This window comes from Chryseobacterium sp. LAM-KRS1 (genome assembly GCF_013184525.1).
Taxonomy (GTDB): Bacteria; Bacteroidota; Bacteroidia; order Flavobacteriales; family Weeksellaceae; genus Chryseobacterium; species Chryseobacterium proteolyticum.
This window is the reverse complement of the sequence record NZ_JAAOIZ010000001.1, coordinates 390,133-402,914: the sequence shown is the minus strand read 5'-3', so window position 1 is coordinate 402,914 and position 12,782 is coordinate 390,133. Positions and strand designations below refer to the sequence as shown.

The window sequence follows — 12,782 nt, the reverse complement described above, 5'->3', positions numbered from 1 at the left end:
AATGTTCCCTCTCTGTACCTGATTAAAAAAGTGTTACTGAATAATCAGTTTTAAAGTAAATAACTTTCTTGTATGAACTTTTACAAAGTATACACCCTTAGGCAGATTTTCGTTGACCAAAGAAAACCGCTGATTGTGTACATTTTTAGATTCGTATAATAGATCTCCTGTAGCAGATAATAACTCAATCTTGTCAATTGGATAATCGCTCTTGATAAATGTAGGTTCACCTGGCTTGGTCGGGTTAGGATACAACACTACATTTTTCTCAGTACTTTTTGAGGTTTCAGCAGTTCCTAATGTTGAAGAAGTTACCTGGAATTGCATTCTGTTTGAAACTTCAGTATAAGAATCATTGGTAAACATTACCATATAATAATTTCCGGGAGTTGTAGGTAAGGCAGCTCCATTCAATGTTTTTGTACCCTGAGTTATCCCGTCAAAATAAGTATATGAAACAAAATTATCGTCCGGCGTCTGAATATTTTGTGGATAAATACCCAGCCAGTCTTTGATAATTCCCGGAGAATCCGTCCATGAAGCTGTAATATTTTCGCCCAACGTATAAACAGGTTTGTTAATCCATAATTCGGTAACAATATCTCCTACTTTAAAAAACACTTTCTCACCGATTGCCGTATAACCATCTTCCAGAAAATATTGCGCAAAATAGTACCCTTTAGGGAGTCCGGTAAACTCAAGATTTCCGGCAGCGGTTGTTACATATTTATACATCGCAGAAGTATTGGTTCCCGGAGTTTGCCCCATCTTATAAATCCCGATCCAGTCTTTTACAAGATTGGGTCCGTTACTGAAATTTATTTTCACAGTTCCTCCTACCGGATAAGTATCTGAAGTTGCCTGAAGAACAACTTTAGGGCCCACATAGAAATTTTTTCTCGGTGTGATCTCCGTATATCCGTCATTGGCAAAAAATCCGGCAAAATACTGTCCTTTAGCTGCAAAACCATTGGTAAAAGTGGCCGTTCCCGCTGTTTGTCCGTTGGTATAAATATAGGCCTGCGAAGTTGATGTTCCCGGAACCTGCCCTTTTCTATAAACACCCACCCAATCTGTCTGATTACCTGGACCACCTGTATAGGTTGCAGTTACGGGGGTATTTTGTAAATATTCTGTTTTATCCAGCGTAAATGTAGGATTTGAAACTACGCTTCCCGTTATTTCAAACTGCTTTACATCACTCCAGTCACTCCATTCCAGATTTCTGTCCCTGTATCTTGTTTTTACGTAATACACACCATTGGAAATAGAATTGGCAGGAAAACTTACTTTCGTAATATCTACACCGGCATTCAGATTTTTAGCCTTATCAGGAGCTCCGTCCTTACCGAACCAGTTTTCATAATCACGATAGAATTCTTTTTCTATCACCGAAAAATCTGCTGCTTTACTAATGAGGAATTGTGTTGTGTTTAAAAGCTCATTGTTGGGTGACGTAAAACTGCTTCCATTCAAAGTTAAGGGTAAAGTCACAGGACCTGAAAAAGTATTGGTGATCATAGGCTTAACAGGTTTTGGCTGGTTTTTATACCTATGGAAAGAATCAACGAGCTCATTGTATTTTTTAGTATAGATCCCTCCAATCGAATAACATTCCACATCTACCTTACCATTGGTAACATCTACCTCTACGATTTGGTATGTCCAGTCGGTAAGTGTTTTCTGAACATCATCAAAATCCTGTTCTGTAGACATTCCCCAGTACTGATCCCACGCTGTTCCTCCGGATATAATCTGATAAGTAGGGCTATCTTTTAATTGCCCTCTGTGATACAGATGATGGTGTGCACCTACGTGCATCAGATATTTACTCGATGACGTTAGAAGAGGAACTGCATTATTTCTTACCCACGTTGAGATATCCCCTACATATTGCTCTGCCTGATAAGGCCTGTGGCTTAAGGAAATAATCCAATCTACAGTAGGATCGTTATTCGCAGCCGTAAGAATTTGCTGTAACCAGGTTTGTTGAGCCATTCCCGTATGTTCAGAGCTTAAGCTTATAAACAAAACGTTCCCCGCTTGTTGCGCATAGTAATTTTCATTCCCGGAGCTGATATTTTTATATTTAATTTCATCTATATAAAAATGAGCATAATAAGAATTCATCCCCAATGTTCCATAGGTTTCGTGATTGCCCACAGTCGTCTGGATCGGAAGATATGGTGATAATTTAATATTCTTTTTAAAGTGGACATTTTCGTAATGATCAAGTGTCCCGACATCTACCTGATCTCCCACCATAAAAGTAAGGGCAACATTATCCGAAGGATCTGAGTTTGCTCCAAATTTTTGCTTTAATTTTTTAAATGCATTTAAGGTAAGTGTATCATACCTGGGTTCCCCTTTGATCTGATTATCTCCCATAATCAAAAAACGTATTTTACCGTCTGCCGTAGTAGGCTGTCCCGGCATGGGAAGTGTCCTGAAGTTGTAAACTGCCGATTCGCTGGTTCCTGTTTTTATTTTATAATAATACTTTGTATTCGGCTGCAGATTATTGATTTTGGCCGTGTGATAATAGTAGTTATTATTATATCCCGTATCCGAAAATATATTAGTGGTTCCTGTTACCGTAACATTCAGGTTCGTCGGAGAATTCCCGTAGAGAACAGTAGTCTCATTATTAGAAGCTGTTTTCCAGTTTACGATCATTGAATTTGGAGTCGGATTTTGTAAATAAGGAAATAAAGCCTGCCCAAAGGTCATCTGGACGACAATAAAACATAAAAGGAAGAAATAATTTTTCATAGCTAATAATTTTTAAATTGGTACTCTTCAATAATTTACTGTTTATCAGTAAAATAAGAAGAGTAATGGTTAATTTTTACTTCGTGCAAAAGTAAAATTCCCATGTAAACACAGTTTCATCATAAGGTGAAGGATATGTTAAGTTTTGGGATTTCAATGCATCAAAAATCTCTGTTCAATTACATTTAAATTTATTTGGATTATTCAAAACTAATTTTGTACATTTGCAACCTGTTATTCAACCTCTGACGAAAAACGTGTAAGTTGCTTAGCCTTAACATTATATTATCATTAATAATGGATTTATTAAAGTACGTACAAGAGAAGTACATTGCAAAAAAAGAATTCCCGGAATTCAAAGCAGGTGATACAATTACAGTGTATTACGAAATTAAAGAAGGACAAAAAACAAGAACTCAGTTCTTCAAAGGGACAGTTATCCAATTAAGAGGTACAGGTTCTACAAAAACTTTCACTATCAGAAAAATGAGTGGTGATGTAGGTGTAGAAAGAGTATTCCCTATCAACATGCCAGCTCTTCAGAAGATTGAAGTTGACAGAAGAGGTAAAGTTAGAAGATCTAGAATTTACTACTTCAGAGATCTTAGAGGTAAGAAAGCAAGAATTAAAGACGCTGCTTACAAAAAGAAATAATTCAGACAACAATACATACAAAAGAAGCTGTTTACTCAATGTAAGCAGCTTTTTTTTTTGATATATAAGTTGTTTTATATGACTCTGATGCTATCCTGTAAACGGACTTCCCGTTCCTGTTTCAAGAAATAGTTTCAAACTATTGATAAATTGCACCCAGCCATTGGAACATATATGATAACATTCGACATCAGGATGCAAACCCCGATGCGTAAGTTTCAGCAGAATTCCATTTTCATTTTTTTCAATTTCCCAAACGATAGTCGTTCCAATCCATTCTGTTTGATTTTTCAGCTCTGGAAGACCGATCAGAGAATCCACAACATACCATACAATTCTTGATTCAGGCACAGCTTCCTTTACCCGAAATGTCTTGTGAATATTGTCACCAAATTTTATAGTAAATACATCATCGGGTTCCCGGGAAGATCCGTTAAACATTTCTGACCACCATAAAGGAATTTTCCGGGTCAAAGCTTCATATGCCTTTTCAGGTGTAGTTATTACTTCTGTTGTATTGGTATAATTTTCCATAAATCCGTGTATTGGTAATACAATTTTATACAATTTATTTCATGGAAAACTATACATATGGCAAGAAAAGCTTTTAAAGTCAAAATTCTAAATCCTCCACTGTTTTCATTTTCGTTATGAACAGGCTAATTTCAAGAGTTCATGTTTTACCTTATAAACTCATATAAGGCTTCAAAAAATCGGGGATAAACTTCAATATGGGGAAGATGCCCTACATTATCGATTTCCGTTAATCTGGAACCAGGTATCTGCTGTTGTGTCTTTTTTCCCAGTTCCTGATATTGCCCCATCCTGGATTGAAGCTCTTTAGGTGCCCTATCCTTTCCTATTGCAGTTCTGTCCCTTGTTCCGATTATAAGCAAGGTTGGAGTTTTAATATTCTTAAATTCATAACAAACCGGTTGATTATAAATCATATCGGATGTGAGAGCAGCATCCCATGCCACAAGCGGATATTCTTTATGTAAAGTCCAACCAGCAATAAGATCCAGCCAGGGTTGATATTCTTTCTTCCATTGATTATCATAATAGAATTTTAGCTGATAATTTTTATAGGTTTCAGCTGTATTTTTAAGCTCCGACTGATATGCCTGATCAATAGTCTGGTATGAAGCAAAGGTCTTATAATCTTCCAGGCCAATCGGGTTTTCAAGGACAAGCTTTTGAACCCTCTCAGGGTAAAGTAATGTAAAACGGGTTGCCAGCATTCCTCCCATAGAATGCCCCAGAACAATTGCTTTATCAATCTTTAATTCATCCAGTATTTTTTTTGTATTGTCTGCTAATTGCGAAAAAGAAAATTGATAACACTGAGGCTTGGAAGATTTACCAAATCCTATCTGATCGGGTATAATAACCCTGAAACCTTTAGCTGAAAGATCTTTCGCCGTTTGTTCCCAATACGCTCCGTTAAAGTTTTTCCCGTGAAGAAGCATGATTACTTTTCCATTGGGTTCTTTAGGCTTTACATCCATATAGGCCATTTTCAGATGCTGATTCTGAGTATTCAAATCAATAAAATGAACTTCAAAAGGATATTGATAGTTCGTAAGCATGGCATCTAACGATTTTATCTGGGAAAATAATAAAAATGGTATCATAGATAGCATTAAAATCATAATGCTTTTTTTAAAATATTTCATGAATTCTTATTTATAGATTAAAATTAAAAAAACCGTTCCAAAAGAAACGGTTTTACTTATTATTTTCAACTTAATTATCTTTTCAGGACAGTTGTTCAGCAACTTGCAATTCTTTTTTTGCCGGCAAATTCATAAGTACAATAGCAAAAAGGATTAATGCAATCCCTGCCCATTGAACTAAAATTACTTTTTCACCCAACAAAACAAAAGCCATTGTCACAGAAACCGGAAGTTCCAGTGATGAAATAATGCTTCCCAAGCCCAATCCTGTATTTGGAAATCCCAAATTAAATAAAATGGGTGGAATGATAGTTCCAAAAACAGCAAGAACAAAGCCATAGGTCCAGAATATAGAATAATCAAAAGAATGAATATGTTGGGTATTGTCGGTAAAATTCAAATAAATTGATTTAAGACCATCAAAATAGAGGGGCCCGATCTGAGCAAAGAAAAGGAATGCCAGAATAACAATAGATCCTCCTGAAAGCATTACCATACTCTTACGTAGGACGGGTAAATGTGTAGCCAATGTATTAGAGGTGAACATCGTCAGAGTATAGGAAGCCGCTGCCATTAATCCCCAAAAAACACCATGCCAGTCTAATTCTATATCCACATTAATAAGATTCGTAGCCAATACAGTTCCTACTAGTACAATAATTGTAGCGACCACTTTCCTCACGTTGGGAAATTTTCTGGTCAAGAAACTTTCTACAACCACACTAAACCATACAGACTGCATTAACAAAACAATCGCTATTGAAACATTGATATATTGAACTGCGATATAGTAAAATAAACTTGTACAACCCAGTGAAGTACCTGCCAGCATCAGCATCCTAACTTCTTTTCGGCTTGGTGATGATAATTTTGTTTTTGATGTTAAAGTCTGGATAAAGTTCAGGATCAGAAGTCCTACTAATCCTAATACAAACTGAGCAGTGGTTACTTCGGATGTGGTATACCCATCATGATAAGACATTTTAACAAATGTAGCCAACATTCCATAAACACTTGCACCAATACCCACTAGCAATACGCCTTTCAATAAATTTTTCTTCTTCATAATCTTTTTAACAGCCTGCAAAGGTACAATATAATAATTTAATTCACCAGGAGGTAAAAAGCTTATAGATAAATAAAATCACCCCAGGGAAAACCCGGGGTGATTGAAACTGAATAAAAAAACAGCTTATTTTTTAACGATTACTTTAGATGCAGCTTCAAAGCCAAGGCCTTTTACTTTTACCATATAAGTTCCGTTGATCAAGCGATCTGTAGAAATAGCTTTTTTAGCATCCGGAGAAATTTTATCTTCAGAAGAAACAAGCTTTCCAGACATATCATAAATTTCCACACTTACTTTACCCATTGTATTGCTTGGGAAATTGATGAAAAATTCATTTTTAGCAGGGTTAGGATAGATAGAAATTGAGGTATTTTTTACAGATTTCACCTCATCAGTAGCCAATAACGGACATTCATCAGGAATTGTGAAATCCTGAATCTGATCATTGATATTTGTTTTAACTCCTGCACTTGCATTCACTCCCAAACCTCTTTTTGCAAAAGTTCTCCATATCATACATTTATCTACTCCTCCGGTAGTTGCCTGTTCTGCAGCTAATATCGCATTTCTTCCATCAATAAATGTTGGATTACAAACCTGAAGTTTTAATGCATCGGTAACAAGTTGTAATATTCTTGAACTACCATTGGTTGTATTAGCAGTAACATCGGCAGAATAACCATATTTTGCTACATACTGCCAATGCAGATCCCATAACATCGTAGCCCATACAAATCCGATTGAATGCACATCAGGAACTATATTTCCACTTTGATTCGTATATTCCATTCCATTGGTATCTCCATAGGTATAATCGTTGATCGTGAAGTCAGGAGAATATTTTGCAGGGCGGATTCCATCCCCATCCGGAAGCTGTCCTGCAGCATATGTTGCCATTCCTCTAGGAACAGAAGCATTATCTCCTATTTTATTGGTAAGCATTAAGGCAAAGAAATCCGACCATCCTTCACCCATTTGTTCTTTATCAGATGAAGAATTCAGACATCCATATCCGGTTCCCGTTAATCTGTTAGAAATTCCATGACCGTATTCGTGTGTTACGATTCCATTATCAAAGCTCCCATCTGGTGTAACGCTGGTTGCAGGATCATTCTTCAAAGTAACATTTACCGTTGTAGCAGCTGAAAGTTGGGTTTTAATATATTCTCCCTCTGCATTACTAATTAATACAGATGGAATAGTAACTGTCGCATCAGTTCCTGACATATTTCCTATGGTTGATCCATTCGCAGAATTATTATAGATAATGGCAGCAGTAGCTCCTGCATTCTGTAAATTCTTTGTTTTGATCACGAAAGCACAGGTTCCACGCTCAACCAAACCAATCTTCCCTGTAAGTGAACCTGCTGGTAATGCAGTACATCCATCTAATACGGATGATAATTGTACATTTCCAGTAACTCCAGTAGGGTTTAGTGCATTCCCGAATTCAGCAACACCAGCAGCGGGTTGGCGGGCTACCGCTGTACTAGGTGTATTATAGAAGAAAAGTCTATTTCTAGTCGACCATAAATACATCTGCATTCTCCCATTGTAATTATCCGGAGGACTGGAAAAGTTAGCGTTATTAGTACCTCCGCCATCTTGCGCTTCTGCATAAACTGAATCATCGTCTAATCCGCCAAGTCCAAAATTATTTTGCTGGAAATTTCTTGCAGATTCTGTAAATCCAAATTTATAGAATACATCATGCACTCTATTATTAATATAAAATAGATTGGTAATTGCTGCACTTTGATTCGCTGCAGGAGTCCCATTGATACTAAAAGGAAAATTAAAATTTCTTGAAGCCCCTCCATCAGGCGAAAATCCAGGGTTATTTGTATTGGCTGTATCTTCGTAAGCATACACATTATTTCCTCTTGTATTGGTGTAATGAGTTGTACCATCCGAATGCCATCCTTCTGGAGAGGAAGTCAACATCCATGGATTAGAAACTACAGATCTTGATCCGAATGTAGGCGCTTCCAGTGGCGTTGGAAATATATTATAGCTTGCAGGATCAGCCAACAAAAGCAAACTTTGCTGATAGCCTTTCTCAGGACCAACAAATGTATTATTATTCTCTATGGCTAATCCATCTGAAGCATAAGAATCCGGTTTAAAATTACAAGATAAAGTTAAGTTATTCTTTTCTATAATTTTTCCATCATTGGCATCTACCAGAATATTCCAGTAATTGGAAGACTTTGGCTCCATCATAATAAACTCATAGGCTAAACGCAGATCTCCAGTAGACGTATTTGCATACACTAACCTTTGTTTAGCTGATTTTGTATTATTTAAGCTTTTTTCAAAAAATCCAAGAATTGAAAAATCAGCAATCTCAATGTTTCCAAGTTCATTTGCTATCTTCTGAAGAGCTGCTGTTTTAGTGATTTGTACAGAAACGGGAGTAGATTCTGTATAATTTTTCACAAAATTATCCGTGTAATAAACGATCTTACGATCTTTAATTAACGCAGTTCCTCCGGAACTGTATACAGGAATTCCATTATAAGTCTGTTGAAATTTTATAACATCACCATTTAATGACTTCGATGCATCCGTATTATCAATAACAAAATTAGTGAGATCGGACTTTTTATATTCTCTGATCTTATTCTGAGAAATATAGTCTTTGATAATCTGAGTATTTTCCTGTGAAAATAATTGTAAAGATGGAATAACTGCGAAAGCAGCAACCATAAGAGGTAGTTTTATTCTTTTCATTTATACTGAACAATTTTTAATATTGAAATTTATTAGACTTTATATTTCCTGATCTTACTTTTGTGAAACATAATTTTACTTAACCTTTCCTTATATATTAATATTAAGAAAACGAACAAAGATCAAATACTGCGGATACAGTAAACAAAATGGATCGGGTTATATTTTTCATATACATTAATAAAGCCGCTAATTTACAAATATTTACCAATCAAAAATCATTTTATTTAATTTTATTACATAAAAATAAAAGCATAATTAATTTTCCTTCAGTCAACTCAATTTTAAACATTTACATAATTCATTTCTTATACTTGAATTCTATAAAACAGCATGGTATTTTTATTAAAAAGGCCATAATAAGAAATAAAAAAAGCCACTCTTACGAGTGGCTTCATATTCATAAATGGTTAAGGATTATTTACCTTCTTCCATTTTTCTTTTTAATTCTGCTAATGCATCAATATCTCCCAATGTAGATCTTTCTTCGTTTGAAGAAGATGAAGAAGAAGTATTAGATCTGTTGTTAGATTCTTTTACATTTTTCTTTTCCTCATCTCTGAAGATACCTGTGTGAGATACTACTACTCTCTTGAACTCCTTGTTGAATTCGATTACTTTGAACTCAGCATCTTCACCTTTTTTGATTTTAGATCCATCTTCTTTCTCTAATAATCTTGAAGGGCAGAATGCTTCAACCTCAGCATCTTCGAATTGTACAGAAGCACCTTTATCGTGTACTTCTACAGCTTTACCAGCGTGGATAGTTCCTTCAGCATATTTAGTTTCGAATTTATCCCAAGGGTTTTCAGTCAATTGCTTGTGACCTAAAGATAATCTTCTTGCCTGGATATCTAATTCCAATACGATAACATCTAATTTGTCTCCTACAGCGCAGAATTCAGATGGATGCTTGATTTTCTTAGTCCAAGAAAGATCAGAAATGTAGATTAGACCGTCGATACCTTCTTCCAACTCTACGAATACACCAAAGTTTGTGAAGTTTCTTACAGTTCCTACATGCTGAGATCCAACAGGATATTTAGCTTCGATATTTTCCCAAGGATCTTTAGATAATTGTTTCATACCTAGAGAGATTTTTCTATCTTCTCTATCTAAAGTAAGTACTTCAGCTTCAACTTCGTCACCTACTTTTACAAAATCACCAGCAGATCTCAAGTGAGTAGACCAAGACATTTCAGAAACGTGGATCAATCCTTCTACACCTGGAGCGATTTCTACGAATGCACCATAGTCAGCAAGAACTACTACTTTTCCTTTTACTTTATCTCCAACTTTCAGGTCAGCAGAAAGAGCATCCCAAGGATGAGCTTCTAATTGCTTCATACCTAACTGGATTCTTGTTTTCTCATCATCGAAATCAAGGATAACAACTTTTACAGTTTGTCCATCTTCTAAGATTTCAGATGGGTGGTTCACTCTAGACCAAGAAAGGTCTGTAATGTGGATCAATCCATCTACACCTCCTAAGTCAATGAATACACCGTAAGAAGTAATGTTCTTAACAGTTCCTTCAAGAACTTGTCCTTTTTCAAGCTGAGCGATGATTTCTTTTTTCTGACCTTCGATATCTGCTTCGATCAATGCTTTGTGAGATACTACTACGTTTTTGAATTCAGGGTTGATTTTCACAACTTTGAACTCCATAGTTTTACCTACGAACTGATCGTAATCTTTAATTGGCTTAACATCAATTTGAGAACCTGGTAAGAATGCTTCGATTCCGTGTACGTCAACGATCATACCTCCTTTAGTTCTAGATTTCACAAAACCGTTAACGATTTCTCCAGTTTCGTGAAGTTCGTTTACTCTATCCCAAGCTTTAAGCGTTCTTGCTTTTCTGTGAGATAATTGTAATTGTCCAGTTTTGTCTTCTCTTCTGTCAACCATTACTTCTACCTCATCACCTACTTGTAATCCTTGGTTGTAACGGAATTCGTTAAGAGAAATAACACCTTCTGATTTGAAGTTGATGTCTACGATAGCTTCTTTATCAGTTAATCTTACAACTCTACCAACTAAAACGTCGTTATCATTTAAGCTGTTTAAAGATCCGTTGTAGATTTCTTCTAAATCACTTTTTTCTTTTCTCGCATCTGCATCAAGACCTGATTCGAATGAATCCCAATCAAATTGTTCTGGTGCTACGTTTTGGTTTAATAAAACCTCTGCTGAATTTGTCTCTTTTGACATTTTCTAATAAAATTTGTATTCCTTCTTTTTTAACGGTTTGAATAAATGTGGATTTAAAAAATACGGAAGTAATTAATTTTTAATAATTTACCTCTTCAAACCTTGACCACAAAAAGTGGGTGCAAATATACGAATATTATTTAATATAAACAATATTTTAATCCGCAGAGACGTCACACCTAAATGCCTGATTGTCAAAATTAAAATCATTAAAAGATTAAAATACATCTTCACCAACAATCTTTATAACAACTTACAACTTAAGACTCTAAATTCCTAGCCACCTATTTTCACTATCTTTGCCCAATGGAACTACAATCAATTTATCAAAAACTGCAAATTCAGGATATGAATCAGATGCAGAAATCTACTTATAAAACTTCTGAAAACAATACGGATATTGTATTGCTCTCTCCTACCGGATCAGGGAAGACGCTTGCTTTTTTATTTCCAGTTTTAAGAAATCTGAAAAAAGACGTTCAAGGAGTCCAGGCATTGATATTAGTTCCGGCCAGAGAATTGGCTCTACAAATTGAGCAGGTGTTCAAGTCAATGGGAACGGATTTTAAGGTTTCCGTTTGCTATGGCGGCCATGATAAAAAGATTGAGGTTAATAATTTAATTGAAGCTCCTGCCGTATTGATTGGAACACCGGGAAGAGTTGTTTACCATCTGAGAAACAATAATTTTGATCCTAAGACAATTAAGACATTGGTTCTTGATGAGTTTGATAAAGCATTAGAGCTAGGCTTTCATGATGATATGGAATTTATTTCTAATTCTTTAAAAGGGTTATCCCAAAGAATTTTAACTTCTGCAACTGCCATGGATGAAATCCCTTCATTTACCGGGCTGAAAGATGAAAAAGTAATCAGTTTCCTTAAAGAAAACGATATAAAACCTGATTTACAACTGAGAAAAGTAATGACAATTCCGGAAGAAAAGCTGGATACACTTTTCAATCTTGTTTGTAAAATCGGGAATAAAAGAACGCTGATTTTCTGTAATCACCGTGACGCAGTAGACCGTATTTCCGAGCTTCTTCATCAAATGGGAATTGACAGGGAAACATTCCACGGGGGTATGGAACAGGACGAAAGAGAACGGGCTTTACTGAAATTCAGAAATGACTCTGCAAGAATCCTAATCACAACCGACCTTGCCGCCCGGGGACTTGATATACCTGAAGTAGAGTCTATTGTTCATTATCAACTACCTCCCAAAGAAGATGCTTTCATTCACAGAAACGGACGTACCGCGAGGATGAATGCTAAAGGTTTTGTTTACCTTATCATGACAGAGGAAGAAAATTTTCCTTTTATCAAAAATAATACGCCTGAAGAAAGTGTTTCAGGATACGATAAAGCTCCTGAAAAGACACTTTTTCAAACAATTTATATCAGTGCAGGTAAGAAAGACAAAGTTAATAAAGTAGATATTGTGGGTTATCTCATTAAAAAAGGGGAATTACAAAAGGAGGATATCGGGCTGATTGAAGTGAAAGACACAACATCATATGTTGCCGTTTCCAGGAAGAAAGTGAGTTCATTGTTAAAGAAATTATCCAATGAAAAGCTTAAAGGAAAAAAAGTCAAAATGGAGATAGCGTATTAAATGACATCAATTTTAAGATAAAAAAGAAAGCGGCCATTATTTAATAGCCG

General features: G+C 35.7%; 8 protein-coding genes. 2 read left to right on the top strand and 6 right to left on the bottom strand.

The genetic code is table 11. The features are described from left to right. Nucleotides 1-33 precede the first annotated feature (33 nt). Entirely contained in the window at nt 34-2,772 is a 2,739-nt protein-coding gene (locus tag G9C87_RS01765; protein WP_172277468.1) for a fibronectin type III domain-containing protein, read from the bottom strand. Between the two features lie 297 nt (nt 2,773-3,069). Between G9C87_RS01765 and rplS the strand changes: the two genes are divergently transcribed. Continuing rightward, on the top strand, nt 3,070-3,426 hold the full coding sequence (gene rplS / locus G9C87_RS01760) for a 50S ribosomal protein L19 (protein ID WP_172277465.1): 357 nt from the start codon (nt 3,070-3,072) through the stop codon (nt 3,424-3,426). Nucleotides 3,427-3,516: 90 nt separating this feature from the next. Here the strand turns inward: rplS and G9C87_RS01755 are convergent, their stop codons facing one another. The 5 genes from G9C87_RS01755 to rpsA form a co-directional block, all read right to left on the bottom strand. Beyond that, nucleotides 3,517-3,960: an SRPBCC family protein gene (locus G9C87_RS01755; protein ID WP_172277462.1), complete on the bottom strand. Its 444-nt coding sequence runs from the start codon at nt 3,958-3,960 to the stop codon at nt 3,517-3,519. 146 nt (nt 3,961-4,106) lie between these two features. Beyond that, nucleotides 4,107-5,060 (bottom strand): alpha/beta fold hydrolase, encoded by a 954-nt coding sequence (locus G9C87_RS01750; RefSeq protein ID WP_228456930.1) that lies wholly within the window; start codon nt 5,058-5,060, stop codon nt 4,107-4,109. A gap of 124 nt (nt 5,061-5,184) precedes the next feature. Beyond that, on the bottom strand, nt 5,185-6,168 hold the full coding sequence (locus G9C87_RS01745) for an EamA family transporter (RefSeq protein ID WP_172277456.1): 984 nt from the start codon (nt 6,166-6,168) through the stop codon (nt 5,185-5,187). A gap of 126 nt (nt 6,169-6,294) precedes the next feature. Continuing rightward, a complete protein-coding gene (locus tag G9C87_RS01740; RefSeq protein WP_172277453.1) occupies nt 6,295-8,904 on the bottom strand; it encodes a T9SS-dependent M36 family metallopeptidase in 2,610 nt (869 codons plus the stop codon). Between the two features lie 417 nt (nt 8,905-9,321). Next, nucleotides 9,322-11,118 (bottom strand): 30S ribosomal protein S1, encoded by a 1,797-nt coding sequence (gene rpsA / locus G9C87_RS01735; RefSeq protein WP_172277450.1) that lies wholly within the window; start codon nt 11,116-11,118, stop codon nt 9,322-9,324. A gap of 306 nt (nt 11,119-11,424) precedes the next feature. On the opposite strand from rpsA, the gene G9C87_RS01730 reads away from it, so the two are divergent. Next, nucleotides 11,425-12,732 (top strand): DEAD/DEAH box helicase, encoded by a 1,308-nt coding sequence (locus tag G9C87_RS01730; RefSeq protein WP_172277447.1) that lies wholly within the window; start codon nt 11,425-11,427, stop codon nt 12,730-12,732. Nucleotides 12,733-12,782 lie beyond the last annotated feature (50 nt).

What these genes read in the sequence shown, in the direction of transcription:
- G9C87_RS01750 (WP_228456930.1), bottom strand. Translation starts at nt 5,060, where the DNA reads ATGATACCATTTTTATTATTTTCCCAGATAAAATCGTTAGATGCCATG.
- G9C87_RS01765 (WP_172277468.1), bottom strand. Translation starts at nt 2,772, where the DNA reads ATGAAAAATTATTTCTTCCTTTTATGTTTTATTGTCGTCCAGATGACC.
- G9C87_RS01745 (WP_172277456.1), bottom strand. Translation starts at nt 6,168, where the DNA reads ATGAAGAAGAAAAATTTATTGAAAGGCGTATTGCTAGTGGGTATTGGT.
- rplS (WP_172277465.1), top strand. Translation starts at nt 3,070, where the DNA reads ATGGATTTATTAAAGTACGTACAAGAGAAGTACATTGCAAAAAAAGAA.
- G9C87_RS01755 (WP_172277462.1), bottom strand. Translation starts at nt 3,960, where the DNA reads ATGGAAAATTATACCAATACAACAGAAGTAATAACTACACCTGAAAAG.
- rpsA (WP_172277450.1), bottom strand. Translation starts at nt 11,118, where the DNA reads ATGTCAAAAGAGACAAATTCAGCAGAGGTTTTATTAAACCAAAACGTA.
- G9C87_RS01740 (WP_172277453.1), bottom strand. Translation starts at nt 8,904, where the DNA reads ATGAAAAGAATAAAACTACCTCTTATGGTTGCTGCTTTCGCAGTTATT.
- G9C87_RS01730 (WP_172277447.1), top strand. Translation starts at nt 11,425, where the DNA reads ATGGAACTACAATCAATTTATCAAAAACTGCAAATTCAGGATATGAAT.